Below are 17,447 nucleotides of genomic sequence, written 5' to 3'. Positions count from 1 at the left end.
ACGTCAGGCGTCGTAGTCGCGGTTGAACTTGTCCTGCTGCTCCTGCGCGGCCCGCTTCGCCTCGTCCGGGGACTTGGCCGACCGGTCGCGCGCCTGCTCCTGGGCCTGCCGTCCGCGCTCCTGCATGTCCTCGCGGCCCTGCGAGGCGCGCTCGCTCGCCTCGTCCTTGCGGTCGCCCATCGCGCCCTTCGCCTTGCCGGCGAGGTCGTTGGCCTTGTCCTGGAACTGGTCCTTGATGCCCATGCTTGTTCACTCCTAGAGGGTGAGGTGGGAGGGGCCTCGACCAGACTTACATGGGGCGACTTTCCTCGCATTTCGATCAATGACGGGCAGTGATCACGGACTGGGGAGCCGTCTCCTCAGCCCCGCGGCGGCAGCTTCGGACGCCGCCGGTCCGGTACGTCGTCGAGGCCCGGCGGCGTCACCGCGGGTTGCCGTTCCAGGAGGTCGAGGGCGACCTGCACCGCGTCGTCCAGCTGCGCGTGCCGCCCCTCCGCCCAGTCAAGCGGCGTACGGAGCACCTCCAGGTCGGGGGCCACGCCGTGGTTCTCCACGGACCAGCCGTACTCGTCGAACCACCCCGCGTTCATCGGCACCGTGATGACCGTCCCGTCACCGAGCACGTGCCGCCCGGTCATCCCCACCACGCCGCCCCACGTGCGCTGGCCCACCACGGGCCCGAGGCCGAGCAGCTTGAAGGCCGCCGTGATCATGTCGCCGTCGGACGACGTCGCCTCGTCGGCCAGGGCCACCACGGGGCCTCGGGGCGCGTTCGACGCGTACGACACCGGCTGGGCGTTGCGCGTCAGGTCCCAGCCCAGGATCTTCCGCGTCAGCTTCTCCACCACCAGCTCGCTGATGTGCCCGCCGGCGTTGCCGCGTACGTCCACGAGCAGGGCCGGGCGGGAGACCTCAAGGCGCAGGTCCCGGTTGAACTGGGCCCATCCGGAGCCGCCCATGTCGGGGATGTGCAGGTAGCCGCACTTGCCCCCGCTCAACTCCCGTACGACGTCACGGCGTTTGGCCACCCAGTCCTGGTAGCGCAGGGGGCGTTCGTTGATGAGGGGGACGATCGCCACCCTCCTCGATCTTCCCTCCCCCTCGGCCGGCTGGAACGTCAGCTCCACCGTGGTGCCGCCCGCGGCCGCGAGCAGCGGGAAGGGGCCCGTGACCGGGTCCACCGGGCGGCCGTCGATGTGCGTGAGGATCGCGCCCTCGCGGATGCCCGCGCCCGCGAGCGGTGAGCGCGCCTTGGAGTCGGACGAGTCGCCGGGCAGGATGCGCTTGATCATCCAACTGTCGTCCCGGCAGACCAGGTTGGCACCGAGCAGGCCCATCGCCCGCTGGTAGTGCGGCGGGCCTTCGTTGCGGCGGGCGGCGGAGACGTACGCGTGCGATGTGCCCAGCTCGCCGAGGACCTCGCGGAGCAGGTCGGCGAACTCGTCGGGGGACGCGACCCGTTCCACCAGCGGCCGGTACTGGTCCAGGATCGCGGGCCAGTCGATGCCGCACATGTGCGGCTCCCAGAAGTAGGCGCGGATGAGGCGGCCCGCCTCGTCGTAGGACTGGCGCCACTCGGCCGCGGGGTCGACCTCGTGCAGGATGCGGCGCAGGTCGATCCAGACGGTCGTGTCGCCGTCGCCGGACTCCGTGGAGGGGACCGCCCGCAGATCACCCTCGTCGACCACCACGAGTCGCGTTCCGTCGCCGCTGAGCGCGAACCAGTCGAGGTGGCCCACGAGTTCGGACTTCTTGCCCTTGGTGATGTCGAAGTACTCCAGGGTGGGGCGCCCGGAGGTGTCCGACGGGTTGGCGAAGGTCTCGCCGAGCGCGCCCGAGATCGGCCAGCGCATCCAGACGAGGCCGCCGCCGCTGACGGGGGAGAGTGCCGAGTACTTCGACGCCGAGACGGGGAACGGCGTCACCCTGCTCTCCAGGCCCTCCACCTCCACGATGGCGGAGCCGGCCGGGGAGAGGCCGTCGGCCGGGTCGAGCCCGCCCGCCGCCGGGCGGCCGTCGGGGGAGAGCGCGAAGGGCGAGGGGGTCGCCGACGACAGGGGGACCAGGTAGGGGCGGCAGCCGAGGGGGAAGGACAGGTCGCCGGTGTGCACGTCGTAGACCGGGTCGAAGCCGCGCCAGGACAGGAAGGCCAGATAGCGGCCGTCGCTGGTGAAGACCGGGTTCTCGTCCTCGAAGCGGCCGTTGGTGACGTCGACGATGATGCGGCGGCCGGGGCCCTCGATGCGGGCCATCTTGATCTGCCGCAGGGAGCGGCCGACGCCCGGATGCGACCAGGTCAGCCAGGCCCCGTCCGGGGAGAAGGCCAGGTCCCGCACCGGGCCGTTCTCGGAGCGGATCAGCTCCGTGACCTCGCCTTCGGACTCCTCGCCTGCCGACTCCTCGCCTGCCGACTCCTCGCCCTCGGACTCCTCGGACGCGTCGATCAGGAGGAGCCGCCCGTCGTTCGACGCGATCGCGAGCCGCTCGCCCTCGGGGTCGGAGAGCAGTTCGAGGACCCGGCCGAGCTGCCCCTGCGCGAGCCTGCGCGGCGCGCGGTCGCCGCTGGCGCGCGGCAGGTAGGCGATCTCGACGGCGTCCTCGCCCTCCGCGTCGGTGACGTAGGCGACCTGCCCGCCCTTCCCGAGCATCTCCGGGAGCCGGACGCGCACGCCCGGGGTGTCCGTGATGGTGCGGGCGGGCCCGTCCCGGTGCGTGAGCCAGTACAGGCTGCCGCGTACGACGACGGCGCTGGCCCGGCCGGTCGCGTCCACGGAGAGCGAGTCGACGTGCTGCGCGGCCGGCACCTGATAGATCCGCCGTCCGGCGCGCGGCCCGCCCAGGCGTACGTCGAGGCGGCGCGGCACGGAGCCGGGGGACAGGTCGTCCACCAGCCAGACGTCGCCCGCGCACTGGTAGACGACGCGGGCGCCGTCACTGGAGGCGTGCCGGGCGTAGAACGCGTCGTGGTCGGTGTGCCGTCGCAGGTCGGAGCTGTCCGGCAGGCAGGAGTAGAGGTTGCCGACGCCCTCGTGGTCGGAGAGGAAGGCGATCCTGCCGTCCACGAACATCGGGGAGTCCAGGTGGCCGTCGAGGTCGGGAAGGAGCTGGTCGCCGTGCAGCCACAGGCGGCCGGTCGCCCCGCCCCGGTAGCGCTTCCACGCGGCGGGCTCGTGCGGCGGCTTCCCGGTCAGGAGGAGCGTCTTGCGCTCGCCCTCGATGTCGTTGACCGCGATGTCGTACACCGGGCCCCAGGGCAGCTTGCCGCCGGGTGATCCGTCGGTCGGCACGCTGTAGGCCCAGCAGAAGTACGAGAAGGGCTGATTGTGCGAGGAGACGGCGAGGATGTCGCCGTCGGGGGACCAGCCGCAGACCCGGGTGTCCGTGCTCCCCCAGTAGGTGAGGCGCCGGGCCGGGCCGCCGTCGACCGGGGCCAGATGGATCTCCGGGTCGAGACTGCGCCAGGTCGTGAACGCGATGTGGCGGCCGTCCGGCGAGAAGCGCGGATGGCTCACCTTGGTCCGGTCGACGGTCACCCGCCAGGCCCGGCCCGCGGGTGCGCCGTCCGGGCTCAGCGGCGCCACCCAGAGGTCGTCCTCGGCCGCGAAACAGAGACGGTCGCCGCTGAGGTGCGGAAATCGCAGGTAGGCGTGGTCAGCATGGGCTTCATCGCGCGCGTCGGTCACTTCACCATGCTTTTCCGCGGCGCAGGGCCCGGCAACTCGTACGTGGGGTGAAAGGGGCGCGCGACGCGGCGCGTACCGCGGGTCAGGGCGGCGCGTGACGCAGCACACGTACGAAACGGTTTCGTTTCGTTAAGCCCCCGGGTACAGTCATGGCGTACGGAACAGCACCGAACGTTCGCGACGAGGGGCGGAGGGATCATGGCTGAGGCGGCAACGGTGCGGCGCAGCCGGATCACACCCGAGCGTGAGGCCGAGCTCTACGCGGCCGCGCTCGACCTGCTCCGCGAAGTCGGGTACGAGGCGCTCACCATGGACGCCATCGCGGCCCGCACGAAATCCAGCAAGGCCACCCTCTACCGCCAGTGGGGGAGCAAGCCCGAGCTGATCGCCAGGGCGCTGCGGCACAACAAGCCGGTGTCCATCGAGGACATCGACACCGGTTCCCTGCGCGGCGACCTCCTGGAGACCGTCGAGCGTTCGGACGACTGCCAGATGGAACGGGACGCCGCGCTGATGCGGAGCCTGTTCCACGTCATCCACGGAAATCCCGAACTCCACCACGCGCTGCGGCAGGTGCTCATCGAGCCGGAGATCACCGGCTTGAACGCGCTGCTGCGCAGGGCGGTGGAACGCGGCGAAGTGTCCCCGGACAACCCCGCGTTGGGCTTCGTCATCCACATGATGGTCGGCGGTTTCGTCGCCCGTGACCTGATCGAGGAGCGCACGGTCGACCGTGAGTTCCTGCGTTCCTACATCAACGCCGTGATCCTCCCCGCTCTCGGCGTCTGATCCAACTCCCCTTTGCCATCCCTCTTTTGCACCTGACGCGACCGCTCACGTCGTCGGGCTGATCCCCCCTGCCCTGTAGACACCACGACCTGACCGGGAGTACGCCCCCGTGGCCACTTTCCTGTACAAACTGGGCCGACTCGCCTTCAGGCGACGGCACTTCGTCGCCCTGATATGGGTGGCGCTCCTGACGCTCGCCGGAGTCGGCGCCGCGTCCGCGCCCACCGCCGCCTCCAGTTCCTTCTCCATTCCCGGTACGGAGGCCCAGAAGGCCTTCGACCTGCTCGAAGAGCGTGTGCCCGAAGCCAGTGCCGACGGCGCGAGCGCCCGGGTCGTCTTCAAGGCGCCCGACGGCGAGAAGGTCACCGACGCGGGCAACAAGGCCGAGATCGAGAAGACCGTCGCCGCCCTCAAGTCCGGTTCGGACGAGGTCGCGAGGGCGGACAGCCCCTTCCAGGCCAAGACGGTCAGCAAGGACGGCTCCACGGCGTACGCGTCGGTCTCGTACAAGGTCACCTCGATGGAGCTGACCGAGGACAGCCGTGAAGCGCTCGAGAAGACGACCGACCAGGCGCGGGAGTCCGGGCTCACGGTCGAGGTCGGCGGTGACGCGCTGCAGGCGATGCCCGAGACCGGGGCCACCGAGATCATCGGCATCGCGGTCGCGGCCGTCGTCCTCGTCATCACCTTCGGCTCGCTGATCGCGGCGGGGCTTCCGCTGCTCACCGCGCTGATCGGCGTGGGCATCGGCGTCTCCTCGATCACCGCGCTCGCCAGCGCGCTCGACCTGGGGACGACCACATCGACGCTCGCCATGATGATCGGCCTCGCGGTCGGCATCGACTACGCGCTCTTCATCGTCTCCCGCTACCGCGGTGAACTCGCCGACGGGCGGGACCGCGAGGAGGCGGCGGGCCGCGCTGTCGGGACCGCCGGTTCGGCCGTGGTCTTCGCCGGGCTCACCGTGGTCATCGCGCTGGTCGGCCTCGCCGTGGTGAACATCCCGATGCTCACCAAGATGGGCTTCGCGGCGGCCGGCACGGTGGTCATCGCCGTACTCATCGCGCTCACCCTGATCCCGGCGCTGCTCGGTTACGCGGGCAGGAAGGTCAAGCCCACGGGCGAGAAGAGCAAGGTGCTCGGCGGCGGCAAGAAGGCGGCGGCCACCGAGGGTGTCACGGAAAAGAAGGACAACCTCGGCACGCGCTGGGCGCGCTTCGTCGTGCGCCGCCCGCTGACCGTCCTGCTGGTCGGCGTCATCGGCCTCGGTGCCGCGGCGCTGCCCGTCTCCTCCCTCGAACTGGGCCTCCCGGACGACGGTTCGCAGCCGACGTCCACGACCCAGCGCAAGGCGTACGACCTGGTCTCCGACGGATTCGGCCCCGGCTTCAACGGCCCGCTGATGGCGGTTGCCGACCTCAAGGGTGCCGACGACCCGAAGGTCGCGGCCGGGGAGATCCAGAAGACGATCTCCGGGCTCGACGACGTCCACTCGGCCGCACCGCCGATGATCAACAAGGCGGGCGACACGGCGATCATCAGCGTCGTCCCGTCCTCGAAGCCCAGCGGCATCGAGACCGAGAACCTCGTGCACGCGATCCGTGACGCGGGCGCCGACATCAAGTCCGACACCGGCGCGAGCGTCATGGTCACCGGCTCGACGGCCATGAACATCGACGTATCCGAGAAGCTGAACGACGCGTTGCTGCCCTACCTGGCACTCGTCGTCGGCCTCGCCTTCCTCCTGCTGATCATCGTCTTCCGCTCCATCCTGGTCCCGCTCAAGGCGGCCCTCGGCTTCCTGCTCTCGGTCCTCGCGGCCCTGGGCGCGGTCGTCGCGGTCTTCCAGTGGGGCTGGCTCGGCTCGCTCTTCGGCGTCGAGCAGACCGGCCCGATCATGTCGATGATGCCGATCTTCATGGTGGGCGTCGTCTTCGGCCTCGCGATGGACTACGAGGTGTTCCTCGTGACGCGCATGCGAGAGGCGTACGTCCACGGGGAGCGGCCGGGCCAGGCGATCGTGACCGGCTTCCGGCACGGGGCCCGCGTGGTCTCGGCGGCTGCCGTCATCATGATCGCCGTCTTCGCCGGCTTCATCGGCTCGTCGGAGCAGATGGTGAAGATGATCGGCTTCGGTCTCGCGATCGCCGTCTTCTTCGACGCGTTCATCGTGCGCATGGCGCTGGTCCCGGCGGTGCTCGCGCTGCTCGGCAAGAAGGCGTGGTGGCTGCCGAAGTGGCTGGACCGCGCGCTGCCGAACGTGGACGTCGAGGGCGAGGCCCTGCGGGACGCCGATGAGGCGGGCGGCGGCCGGGGCGACGAGGACCGGGAGCTTGAACGCGTCTGACGTGTCAGTGGGGCACGGGGGCGGCCGCGTAGGTGCGGCGCAGGAAGCGGATGAGCGCCGACGCGTCGAACTGCACGACCGCCACCCCGTGCGCCGAGTGGAACTCCATCACCGTCTGGACCCGCCCACAGGGCCAGATGTGTACGTCACCGCTGGTGGCCGGGGCCCGCAGGCCCTGTTCGAGCAGCTGCCTGGCGAAGGTCCACTCGTGGGAACCCTCGGGTGAACCAGGGAGGCCGATCCGCACCGAGAGCGGGTCGGCCTCCGGGTCGTACCGGAGGACGGCGGGGACGGTGAGCTGGTCGTCAGGGGAGTCCGTGACGACGTGGGCACGTGCGAACTGCTCTACTGCGGACATCGCCGAACTCCTCACCATCACGCTCACCATCACGCGCTTTCTGCCCTCTAATGTCCCATATATTCCGATTCCTGCTCAGATGTGACCGGGATAACTGGGCAGTCACCGCTCTTGCAAACCGTTCGCAACAGAGCACTATCATTGAACGGTTCACGAGCGATCTGCTCTGCCTTCCTCTTCCTGTCCTGCCCAGGAGCGCGCGCATGCATGTCCCCGACGGTTTCATCAACGCACCCGTCTCCGCCGCCACCGGGGTCATCGCCGCCGGAGCGATCGCCGTCAGCCTCCGCGGCGCACGGCGTGAGCTGGACGAGCGGACGGCGCCGCTGGCCGGACTCGTGGCCGCGTTCATCTTCGCGGTGCAGATGCTGAACTTCCCCGTCGCGGCCGGGACCAGCGGACATCTGCTCGGCGGCGCGCTCGCCGCGATACTCGTCGGCCCTTACACGGGTGTCCTGTGCGTGTCCGTCGTGCTCCTCATGCAGGGTGTCCTCTTCGCTGACGGCGGCCTGACCGCGCTCGGCGTGAACATCACGGACATGGCCATCGTCACGACCGTCGTGGCCTATCTCACCTTCCGCGGCCTGGTGAAAATCCTCCCCCGCACCCGCCGCTCCATCACCGCCTCCTCCTTCGTCGCCGCGCTGATCTCGGTGCCCGCCGCCGCGGTCGCCTTCACGTTCCTCTACGCGCTCGGCGGCACCACCGACGTCTCCATCGGCAAGGTCGCCACGGCCATGGTCGGCGTGCACGTCCTCATCGGCATCGGCGAGGCGGCGATCACCGCGCTCACCGTCGGCGCCGTCATCGCCGTACGCCCCGACCTCGTGTACGGCGCCCGAGGCCTCACCCAGAAGCTCAAGCTGCGGGTGGGGGGTGAGCTCGTCGACGTCCCGGAGCCGGCCGAGGCGCCCGCCCCCGTGGCAGCCCGCTCGCACCGCAAGGTCTGGATCGCGGGCCTCGTCACCTCCCTCGTCCTCGCCGGCTTCGTCAGCTTCTACGCCTCCGCGAACCCCGACGGACTGGAGAAGGTCGCCGCGGACAAGGGCATCGACAAGAAGACCGAGGAGCACGCCACCTCGGACTCCCCCCTCGCCGACTACGGCGTCAAGGACATCACCGACACCCGCCTCTCCGGCGGCCTCGCGGGCGTGATCGGCGTCGGCGTCACCGTCGTCGCGGGCTCGGCGGTCTTCTGGGCGCTGCGCCGCCGCCGTACGGCGGACACGGACCCGGCGTCCACGGCTTCCGTCTCCGAGATCTCCGAGAAAGCCTGACATGGGCGCGGGCCACGCCCACCGGCTCTACCGGCACGGCCACTCACCCGTCCACGCCCTGCCCCCGCACACCAAACTGGCCGCGGTCTTCTGCTTCGTGGTCGTCGTGGTCTCCACGCCGCGCGAGGCGATGTGGGCGTTCGGCGGCTACGCGGTGCTGCTCGGCGCGGTGGCGTACGCGTCCCGCGTCCCCCTCCCCTTCCTCCTGAAGCGGCTGCTCATCGAGGTCCCGTTCGTGGCGTTCGCGGTGCTCATGCCGTTCGTGGCGGAGGGCGAGCGGGTCGACGTGCTCGGCATGTCCCTCAGCGTGAACGGCCTCTGGGGCGCCTGGAACGTCCTGGCCAAGGGCACGCTCGGCGTGGCGGCATCGGTCCTCCTCGCCTCGACCACCGAACTGCGCTCACTGCTCCTGGGCCTGCAACGCCTGAAGCTGCCGCCGCTGCTCGTCCAGATCGCCTCGTTCATGATCCGGTACGGCGACGTGATCACGGACGAGATGCGCCGCATGAAGATCGCACGCGAGTCGCGCGGCTTCGAGGCGCGGGGCGTGAAGCAGTGGGGCGTCCTCGCGAAGTCCGCCGGCGCGCTCTTCATCCGCTCGTACGAGAGAGGCGAGCGGGTGCACCTGGCCATGGTCAGCCGGGGGTACGCCGGTTCGATGCCGGTGATCGACGAGGTCACCGCCTCCCGTGCACAGTGGACCTACGCCTTCGCCCTGCCGGGCGCCGCTCTTGTCGTCTGCCTGCTGGGATGGACCCTGTGACTGCCGCACCCTCGCTCGAAGTGGCCGGACTGGCCTTCGCCTACCCCGACGGGCACCAGGCGCTCTTCGGCGTCGACATGACGATCGGCCGGGGTGAGCGGGTCGCGTTGCTCGGCCCGAACGGCGCGGGCAAGACGACGCTCGTCCTGCACCTGAACGGCATCCTGACCGGCGGCGCCGGCACGGTCACCGTCGCGGGCCTCCCCGTCGGCAAGAAGCACATGGCCGAGATCAGGCGCCGGGTCGGCATCGTCTTCCAGGACCCGGACGATCAGCTGTTCATGCCGACGGTGCGCGAGGACGTGGCGTTCGGCCCTGCAGCGGCGGGAATGCGCGGCCCGGAACTGGAGGCCAGGGTCCACAAGGCCCTCGCCCAGGTGGGCATGGCGGAGTTCGCGGACCGCCCGCCGCACCACCTCTCCTTCGGCCAGCGCAGGCGGGTCGCGGTGGCGACGGTCCTCGCGATGGAGCCGGAGATCCTGGTCCTCGACGAACCGTCCTCGAACCTGGACCCGGCCTCGCGCCGCGAACTGGCCGACATCCTGCGCTCGTTGGACGTGACGGTCCTGATGGTCACGCACGACCTGCCGTATGCGCTCGAACTGTGCCCCCGGGCCCTGATCCTGAGCGAGGGCGTGATCGCCGCGGACGGCCCGACGGGCGAGCTGCTCGCCGACGAGGACTTGATGGCCGCGCACCGGCTGGAACTCCCCTTCGGCTTCGACCCAAAGGCAGCCGCAGCAAACCGCCAGGCGTAGGCGCGCCGGGGGCTTCACTTCATTGATTGGCGTGGTTGCTGTGGGTGAGGGGCTGAGCGAGCCTCCATCCCATGTGGGACCACTCGGGTCGGTGGGGGCTGACTTTCGTCGGCTGATCTACGTACGGGCCCAGATTCAGCAACCCTCTTCACAACACCCAACCAACCGACCAAAAGACAGCAGCAACAGGGATGGGGTGGGTGGGGTGAGCGAGGCGGGTGGGGCGGGGTACGCGGGCGCGAAGGGCGCCTCACGGGGCCGATTGCAGAAAGGTCCCACCCTCTCGTCGCGAAACCCCAGCTGACGGTCGAAGGGGTGGGATTTTCCTGCAACGGGCGTTCGTCGGCATCGACGTCGGGGCGGGTGGCCGACGGTGGGGACGGTTGGTCGATGGAGATGTCGAGGGGCGGTCGGGTGACGGCCGCACTCCTCCGTGGCCGCCTCTGAACCCCGGTGTCCAACCCCGGGCCCCGTTCGAACATCAGGCGACGAAAGCCAGCCCCCACCGACCCGAGTGGGCCCACACGGGATGGAGGCTCGCTCAGCCCCCCACCAGCAGCAACCACGCTAATCACTCTCGTACGCGACCCACGCGACGCAGGGCTGAAGCCACCTCACCCGCCTCACCCCGCATGCAACATCAACCCGATCCCCGCCACCATCAACCCCGCAGCCACCAACCTCGGCGCCCCGAACTTCTCCTTGAAGAAGACCGCTCCGATCGCCGCGCCCACGATGATCGAGGACTCGCGGAGTGCCGAGATGGGGGCCAGTTCTGCCTTCGTCTGGGCCCACAGGACCAGGCCGTAAGCCGCCACCGACAGCGCCGCCCCCACCAGCCCCACCGCCGCGAACGGGCGCAACCGGCCCACCAGTTCGCCCCGCCAGCGGTACGCCGCGTATACCGGAATCGCGATGCCCTCCAGGATCATCAGCCACGCGATGTAGCCCATCGAGGAGCCCGAGGCGCGGACGCCGAGGCCGTCCACGACCGTGTACGCCGCGATCGAGACCCCCGTGGCGAGCGCCGCGCCGATCGCCGCCCAGTCGGGGCGCCGGCCCGAGCCGCGTATGCCCCAGAGCGCCAACCCCGTCAGGCCCGCGCACGAGACCGCGACGCCCGCCGCCTGCCAGCCGTCCGGGATCTCGCCCGCGAATATCGCGGCGAGGACCGTCACCACCAGCGGCGCCGTACCCCGCGCGATCGGGTACGCCTGGCCGAAGTCGCCGAGCTGGAACGACTTCATCAACAGGGCGTAGTAGCCGATGTGGATCACCGCGGAAAGCACCAGGTACGGCCACGCACCCGCCGCCGGTATCGCCACGAACGGGGCGATGAGTACGCCTATCAGCAGCCCGCCACCGGAGATGAGGGTGAAGCCGACCAGCTTGTCGGTGATGTGGTGCGCGATCGCGTTCCAGCACGCGTGCGTGACGGCGGCGAGCAGCACCGCCGACGCGACCAGCGGCGTCACTTGGCGAGCTCGCGCACGTCCACCAGGGTGCCGTTCGCGTGGTGGATCAGGTCCTTGGGCGCCATGGGGAAGACCGCGTAGGGGGTGCCTGCCGCCGCCCACACCACCTCGTGGTCGAGGAGGGAGCGGTCCGCAAGGACCCGCGTCTTCGTCGCGTGACCGAAGGGAGGTACGCCACCGATCGCGTATCCCGTGGTCTCGCGGACGATGTCCGCCTTCGCGCGCGTCACCTTCGCCGCGCACAGTTCCCACCGCACGAGCTCCAGATCCACCCGCGACGCGCCGTCCATCAGGACCAGGACCGGGACGCCGTCCGCCGCGAAGATCAGCGACTTGCAGATCTGGCTGAGCTCGCAGCCGATGGCCGCCGCAGCCTCCTGGGCGGTACGAGTTCCCTCCGGGAAGCTGCGGACCTCTGAGATCAGTTCGCCGAGGCCCAGCTGGTGCAGGGCCTCGGCGAAACGGGGGTTGGCGCGGGAATCTGTTGCCGTCATGCGCCGCACGCTAGCGGTCCGTGTACCAGGCACGCGACCACGTATCCGCATGACGGACAGCTGGCCCGCTGGGCGGCGACCGACTACTTCGCCGCCAGGAACATCGCCCGCACCAGCGGCCCCGCCGAGTCGCCGCCGTGGCCGCCTTCCTGCACCACCGCGCCCGCGGCCAGGTCGCCGCGGTACGCCGTGAACCAGCCGTTGGGCTTCTTCTGGCCGTCGACCTCCGCGGAGCCGGTCTTCGCGCCCATGTCGGAGCCGAGGCCCGACATCGGCTTGACCGCCGTACCCGCCACCGCCGTGTAGTGCATCAGGTCCCGCAGCGCCGACGCCGTCGCACCCGACATCGTCCGGGGCGCCGTCGCGAGCGTGCGCTTGTCGACGTCCGGGGAGACCAGATACGGCTGCTTGAACGTGCCGGACTTCACCGTGGCCGCCACCGACGCCATGTTCAGCGGGCTCATGCGCACCCCGCCCTGGCCGATCAGCGAGGCGCCCATCTGCGCGTCGCTCTGCACCGGGATCGCGCCGTCGAAGGACGGGACGCCGATCGACCAGTTGTCGCGGCCGAGGCCGAAGACCTCCTGCGCCTGCTTGGTCAGGGAGTCGTCCTGCAGTTTCTTGGCCTGGCTGATGAAAGCCGTGTTGCAGGACCGGGCGAAGCTCGCGCGGAACGTGCCGTCCTTGATCTGGAACTTGTCGTCGTTCTGGAACTTCCAGCCGCCGTACGTCACGTACTTCGGGCACGGGTGCTTCTTGTCGACGCCCGCGAGCTTCTTCTCCAGGAGCAGGGACGACGTGACGACCTTCATCGTCGAGCCGGGGGCCAGCGAGCCCTGGAAGGCGATGTTGAAGCCGGTCGGGTTCGAGTTGGCCGCCGCGAGGATCTCGCCCGTGCTCGGCTTCACCAGGACCACCGAGGCCTGCTTGCGCTTGCCCGTCTCCTTCTCCGCCGCCGCCTGGAGCGAGGCGTCGAAGGTGGTCTTCAGGGTGCCGGGGGTGCCGGGGGAGAGCGTCAGGAGTGTCTTGTCGGGCGTCGCCTTCGCGTCGTCCTTCGTCGTCGCCGACTTCTCGGCGTCCTTCGCGCTGTCCTTGCGCACGACCCGCAGCTCCACGCCCGCCTTGCCGCCGGCCTTGTCGCCGAACTTCTCGCGCATGCTGTCGAGCACCGTGCCGAGGGAGGGGTACTTCGCCTTGGTCAGCTCGCCGCCGTCCCGGTCCACGGCCTTGATCGGTGGGTCCCCGGCCTCACCGGTGACCAGGCGGTCGCCGGCCTTCAGGTCCGGGTGCACGACGGAGGGCTGCCAGCCGACCAGCGTCTTGCCGTCGTGCTTTCTTCGTACGACGGTCAGCTCGGACTCGTACGCGAAGGGCTTGTTCGTTCCCTCGTACGAGACCGTGGACGTGACCGAGAACGGCACCTTCGCGCCCGCGCGCTTGCCCGGCGTCAGCTTCACCTTGGTCAGGTGGGAGTCCTTGGCGTACGCGGTGAGGGCGGTCTTCGCCGTCGCCCGGTCGTCCGTGAGCGCCGCGGCACCCGAGACGTCGCCCTTCTCCCACGCTGCGAGGAAGTCCCGCGTGGTGGCACGCACCTCGGCGGCCGTCGGCGGGCCCGCGGCCACCGGCTTCTCGTCGACCGTCGGTCCGTCACCGTCACCGGAGCCACCGATCAGGCTGTACGCGGCGATGCCCACGCCGCACACGACCACGGCGGCGGCGCCGCCGAGCACACCGGGGTGCACCTTGGCGCTCCTGGCGCCCGATGTGCCGGTGATGTTCCTGATGCCCTTGCGCTCGCTGGCGCGCCCTCGCTTACCCACTGACCCTCCGCAGATCCCAGATCACAGAACCCCCAGGTTCCGCACCGGAAGGCCCCACACTAGGGGGCTTTCATGAAGCCCCCTACCAATCACCTCAACTGCCTGCGGCAAGCACCGCCGCCACGATAGGGCCGGCCGCGTCGCCGCCATGGCCGCCTCGCTCCACCACGGCCGCGGCCGCCGCGTCACCGCGGTATCCGGCGAACCAGCTGTTGGGCTTCTCCTGGCCCGCGACCTCCGCCGATCCCGTCTTCGCGCCGATGCTGCCGCTCAGCCCGGACATGGCGGGGGCGCCGGTGCCGCTGACCGCCGTGGCGTTCATCATCTGGCGCAGCTGCTGGACGGTGGACGCGGGCAGGCCGCGTGCCGTGGCCAGCTCCCGGTCGTCCAGCGACGGGTCCACGATCACCGGCTGCCGGAAGGCTCCCGTCATCGCGGTCGCCGTGACCGAGGCCATGTTGAGCGGGTTCAGCTGCACCTGGCCCTGGCCGATCATGTTCTGCGCGCGGTCGGGGCCGGGGGACGCGGGGACCGAGCCGTCCACCGTGCGGACGCCCACCTGCCAGTCGAGGCCGAGGCCGAAGCCGTTCTGCGCCTCCTCGGTGAGGGAGGCGTCCGTGACGCCGTCCTCGTCGACGAGCTTCACGAACGCGGTGTTGCACGAGCGCGCGAAGCTGTCCGCCAGGGTCGCGTTCTCGTTCGGGGCGAGGCCGGGCAGGTTCTGGATGGTGTTGCTCTGCCAGGTCGCGGTGTTGGGGCAGGGCGCGGGGCCGCTCGCCTTCGTCACGCCCTTGTCGATGAGCATCGCCGCCGAGACGATCTTCATCGTCGAGCCGGGGGCCATCTTGCCCTCGAAGGCCGCGTTGAACCCGTCCTCGCGGTTGTTGGCCACGGCAAGGACCTCGCCGGAACTCGGCTGCACGGCGACCACGGAGGAGTCCGCGTGCCGGGTCACCGCCTTCTCGGCGGCGCGCTGCGCGGGCGCGCTCAGCGTCGTCTTCAGCTGCCCCGCCTTGCCCTTGGCGAGCGTGAGCAGCGTCTTGGTGCCCGCGTTCTCGTCCGCGTGCCGGACGTAGAGCTCGACGCCGGGCGTCCCGCCCGCCTTGTCGCCGTACTTCGCGCGCAGCTGGTCGAGGACCGGGCCGAGCGAGGGGTAGCTCTTCTTGTCCAGGACAGTGCCGTGCCGATCGACGGCCTCGATGGGGGGCACGGCGGCCTCGCCGGTCTCCAGGGTGTCGTCCCTCTTGAGGTCCGGGTGGACGACCGAGGGGTACCAGTCGACGAGCGCACTGCCGGAGGTCTTGCCGCGCACGACCGTCAGTTCGGAGTCGTACGCGAAGGGCTTGCTCTTCCCCTTGTACGACACCGTCGCCTCGACCGAGAACGGCAGGGTCGTGCCGGTGGCCCTGCCCGGCGTGAGTTTCACCTTCGTCAGGTGGGCGTCCTCGCGGAAGCCGGTCAGGACCCGCGAGGCCACTTCGGCGTTGTTCGTGTAGTGCGAGGCCTGCTCGGCGTCGCCCTTCGCCCACGCGGCGAAGAACCTCTCCGTCGTCTCGCTGATCTCGCCGCTCGTCGGCGGCCCCGTCTTCACCGTGTGCGGGCCCGACGCCGATGAACCGCCGCCCCCGGTCACGCCGTTCACCAAGTTGTAGGCGCCATACCCCGCGCCCCCGACCATGACGGCGAACACGCCCCCCACCAAAGTGACCTTTACCCCTTTGCGCATTCCACGCCCCCTCCCCAGGAGCCCTCCCGAATGTATGTCCGGAAAGGTGGTTCGAAGCGAACCCTAAGCGGAGGAGGTGACGAACGAGGGAGCTGTTATCCGAAGGTGTCCTAGGTGCCCACTACAGCCAGATGTCTAGACCCACGTGTCCAGGAGCATGCGGGCCCGCCAGGAATCGATCGGAATGGCCTGGCCGGTGTAAATGGGCCAGAACCAGATGAAGTTCCACAGGATCAGCAGCACCAGGACGCCCGACGCCGCGGCCCCCACGACCCGCCGCCGCTCGCTCGAACCGGGCGGACCGAGGATCGCGCCGATCATCATCGCCACGGCCAGGCACAGGAACGGCACGAAGACGACGGCGTAGAAGAAGAAGATCGTCCGCTCCTGGTACATGAACCACGGCAGATACCCCGCCGCGATCCCGCACACGATCGCGCCCGCACGCCAGTCCCTGCGGAACACCCACCGCCACAGCACGTAGAGCAGCGCGAAGGCACCCGCCCACCACAGCATCGGCGTGCCGAGCGCGAGGACCTCGCGGGCGCACTTCTCCGCGGTGTCGGAGGGGCAGCCGTCCTTGCCGGGCAGCGGCGACTCGTAGAAGTACGAGACGGGGCGGCCGTCGACGATCCAGCTCCACGGGTTCGACTGGTAGGTGTGCGGCGACGAGAGGCCCACGTGGAAGTCGTAGACCGCGTGTTCGTAGTGCCACAGGCTGCGCAGCCAGTCCGGCAGGAACGTCCAGGAGCCGCCCTTGCCCTCCGTCGCCGCCCAGTTGCGGTAGTAGCCGCCCGTGCCGTCGGTCGGGGACAGGATCCAGCCGAGCCAGGACAGGACGTACACGCCGATCGCGACCGGCACCGTCGAGACGAACGCGGGGAACACGTCCCGCTTCAGGACCGCGCGGTAGGGACGCTCGGCGCTCGCGACGCGCCGGGCGCCCACGTCCCACAGGACGGTCAGCAAGCAGAAGAAGACCATGACGTAGAGGCCGTTCCACTTGGTGCCGAAGGCCAGTCCCAGACAGAGACCGGCCGCCCAGCGCCAGGGACGCCACCCCAGGCGCAACGTCTCGGCGACGTACGCGTCGGGGCGGATCCGCCCGTCCTCGTCGGCCGGAAGGCCGGCCGCGAGTTTCGCGCGCGCCTTGTCCCGGTCGATCAGGAAGCAGCCGAACGCGGCGAGGACGAAGAACATCAGGACCTGGTCGAGCAGCGCGGTGCGGCTCATCACGAAGTGCAGCCCGTCCACCGCGAGCAGCCCGCCCGCCAGACAGCCCAGGAACGTCGAGCGGAACAGCCGCCGGCCGATCCGGCACAGCATCAGGACCGACAGGGTGCCGAGCACCGCCGTCATGAAGCGCCAGCCGAAGGGATCGAAGCCGAAGATCCACTCACCGATGCCGATGACGTACTTGCCGACCGGCGGATGCACCACGTACGCGGCGTCCGTGGGGATCGTGATGTCCGATCCCTGCTTCAGGACATCGGGGTTGATCTTCTCGGGCCAGTTGACCTCGTAGCCCCGGTGGATCAGCGCCCAGGCGTCCTTGGCGTAGTACGTCTCGTCGAATATCACGGCCTTCGGGCTGCCGAGATTCCAGAACCGGGTGAGCCCCGCGACCAGTGTGATCAGCAGCGGGCCGATCCAGCCCGACCACCGGACCAGCAGGTCGGCGGAGCTTTTCTGCAGGCCGATCGTCGCCCACAGCCGCGGGCTCGGTTCGGTGTACGCGGGCACGAGCCGGGCCCGGACATCGGCCGTGGGCCCGCCGGGCCGCGCCACGTAACCGAAGCGGCGCAGCCTGTGCTGCCACGACGGCTGCTGCTCCTCGGCTGCCTGGCCCTGGCGGGTGTCCGGGGAAGACGCGGTACTGGTCACCGCGCCATCGTAGGGAACCCGACTGTGTGAGTCCCGCTCCTGGGCCCTCCCCGGCCCCTGCGAGGATGGAACG

General features: G+C 70.1%; 13 protein-coding genes. 5 read left to right on the top strand and 8 right to left on the bottom strand.

The genetic code is table 11. The features are described 5' to 3' along the window. Window positions 1-3: 3 nt before the first annotated feature. The gene (locus ACZ5U5_RS21880) at window positions 4-243 is read right to left on the bottom strand and encodes a hypothetical protein (protein ID WP_469024146.1); all 240 of its coding nucleotides are present in this window, start codon (window positions 241-243) and stop codon (window positions 4-6) included. Between the two features lie 116 nt (window positions 244-359). After that, entirely contained in the window at window positions 360-3,683 is a 3,324-nt protein-coding gene (locus tag ACZ5U5_RS21875) for a S41 family peptidase (RefSeq protein WP_469024143.1), read from the bottom strand. A 198-nt stretch (window positions 3,684-3,881) separates the two neighbouring features. Between ACZ5U5_RS21875 and ACZ5U5_RS21870 the strand changes: the two genes are divergently transcribed. Further along, a complete protein-coding gene (locus tag ACZ5U5_RS21870; RefSeq protein WP_363211749.1) occupies window positions 3,882-4,472 on the top strand; it encodes a TetR/AcrR family transcriptional regulator in 591 nt (196 codons plus the stop codon). A gap of 109 nt (window positions 4,473-4,581) precedes the next feature. Then, window positions 4,582-6,819 (top strand): MMPL family transporter, encoded by a 2,238-nt coding sequence (locus ACZ5U5_RS21865; protein WP_469024141.1) that lies wholly within the window; start codon window positions 4,582-4,584, stop codon window positions 6,817-6,819. A gap of 4 nt (window positions 6,820-6,823) precedes the next feature. On the opposite strand, the gene ACZ5U5_RS21860 is transcribed toward ACZ5U5_RS21865, so the two are convergent. Then, window positions 6,824-7,177 (bottom strand): SsgA family sporulation/cell division regulator, encoded by a 354-nt coding sequence (locus tag ACZ5U5_RS21860; RefSeq protein WP_469024138.1) that lies wholly within the window; start codon window positions 7,175-7,177, stop codon window positions 6,824-6,826. Window positions 7,178-7,380: 203 nt separating this feature from the next. On the opposite strand from ACZ5U5_RS21860, the gene ACZ5U5_RS21855 reads away from it, so the two are divergent. The 3 genes from ACZ5U5_RS21855 to ACZ5U5_RS21845 are packed head-to-tail and all read left to right on the top strand — an operon-like array spanning window position 7,381 to window position 9,975. After that, a complete protein-coding gene (locus ACZ5U5_RS21855) occupies window positions 7,381-8,454 on the top strand; it encodes an energy-coupling factor ABC transporter permease (protein ID WP_469024137.1) in 1,074 nt (357 codons plus the stop codon). A gap of 1 nt (window position 8,455) precedes the next feature. Further along, the gene (cbiQ, locus tag ACZ5U5_RS21850) at window positions 8,456-9,217 is read left to right on the top strand and encodes a cobalt ECF transporter T component CbiQ (protein ID WP_469024135.1); all 762 of its coding nucleotides are present in this window, start codon (window positions 8,456-8,458) and stop codon (window positions 9,215-9,217) included. Continuing rightward, window positions 9,205-9,975 (top strand): energy-coupling factor ABC transporter ATP-binding protein, encoded by a 771-nt coding sequence (locus ACZ5U5_RS21845; protein ID WP_469024132.1) that lies wholly within the window; start codon window positions 9,205-9,207, stop codon window positions 9,973-9,975. Before cbiQ ends, ACZ5U5_RS21845 begins: the two co-directional genes overlap by 13 nt. A 623-nt stretch (window positions 9,976-10,598) precedes the next feature. On the opposite strand, the gene ACZ5U5_RS21840 is transcribed toward ACZ5U5_RS21845, so the two are convergent. The 5 genes from ACZ5U5_RS21840 to ACZ5U5_RS21820 form a co-directional block, all read right to left on the bottom strand. After that, window positions 10,599-11,450: an EamA family transporter gene (locus tag ACZ5U5_RS21840; RefSeq protein ID WP_469024129.1), complete on the bottom strand. Its 852-nt coding sequence runs from the start codon at window positions 11,448-11,450 to the stop codon at window positions 10,599-10,601. Further along, entirely contained in the window at window positions 11,447-11,944 is a 498-nt protein-coding gene (locus tag ACZ5U5_RS21835) for a YbaK/EbsC family protein (RefSeq protein ID WP_469024126.1), read from the bottom strand. The genes ACZ5U5_RS21840 and ACZ5U5_RS21835 overlap by 4 nt, the downstream gene beginning before the upstream one ends. 83 nt (window positions 11,945-12,027) lie before the next feature. Next, a complete protein-coding gene (locus ACZ5U5_RS21830; protein ID WP_469024123.1) occupies window positions 12,028-13,764 on the bottom strand; it encodes a penicillin-binding transpeptidase domain-containing protein in 1,737 nt (578 codons plus the stop codon). A gap of 94 nt (window positions 13,765-13,858) precedes the next feature. After that, on the bottom strand, window positions 13,859-15,490 hold the full coding sequence (locus ACZ5U5_RS21825; RefSeq protein WP_469024120.1) for a penicillin-binding transpeptidase domain-containing protein: 1,632 nt from the start codon (window positions 15,488-15,490) through the stop codon (window positions 13,859-13,861). Between the two features lie 135 nt (window positions 15,491-15,625). Then, complete coding sequence (locus ACZ5U5_RS21820) at window positions 15,626-17,374, bottom strand: dolichyl-phosphate-mannose--protein mannosyltransferase (RefSeq protein WP_469024117.1); 1,749 nt, start codon at window positions 17,372-17,374, stop codon at window positions 15,626-15,628. Window positions 17,375-17,447: the final 73 nt, after the last annotated feature.

The sequence above is a fragment of the Streptomyces sp. NPDC033177 genome (assembly GCF_055577715.1).
The sequence above is the reverse complement of the archived record's forward strand: the minus strand, read 5'-3'. Positions and strand labels throughout refer to the sequence as shown.

Bases quoted from the DNA above. Each gene is read 5' to 3' on its own strand.
- ACZ5U5_RS21880 (WP_469024146.1), bottom strand. From the start codon at position 243: ATGGGCATCAAGGACCAGTTCCAGGACAAGGCCAACGACCTCGCCGGC.
- ACZ5U5_RS21870 (WP_363211749.1), top strand. From the start codon at position 3,882: ATGGCTGAGGCGGCAACGGTGCGGCGCAGCCGGATCACACCCGAGCGT.
- ACZ5U5_RS21860 (WP_469024138.1), bottom strand. From the start codon at position 7,177: ATGTCCGCAGTAGAGCAGTTCGCACGTGCCCACGTCGTCACGGACTCC.
- ACZ5U5_RS21855 (WP_469024137.1), top strand. From the start codon at position 7,381: ATGCATGTCCCCGACGGTTTCATCAACGCACCCGTCTCCGCCGCCACC.
- cbiQ (WP_469024135.1), top strand. From the start codon at position 8,456: ATGGGCGCGGGCCACGCCCACCGGCTCTACCGGCACGGCCACTCACCC.
- ACZ5U5_RS21845 (WP_469024132.1), top strand. From the start codon at position 9,205: ATGGACCCTGTGACTGCCGCACCCTCGCTCGAAGTGGCCGGACTGGCC.
- ACZ5U5_RS21835 (WP_469024126.1), bottom strand. From the start codon at position 11,944: ATGACGGCAACAGATTCCCGCGCCAACCCCCGTTTCGCCGAGGCCCTG.
- ACZ5U5_RS21825 (WP_469024120.1), bottom strand. From the start codon at position 15,490: ATGCGCAAAGGGGTAAAGGTCACTTTGGTGGGGGGCGTGTTCGCCGTC.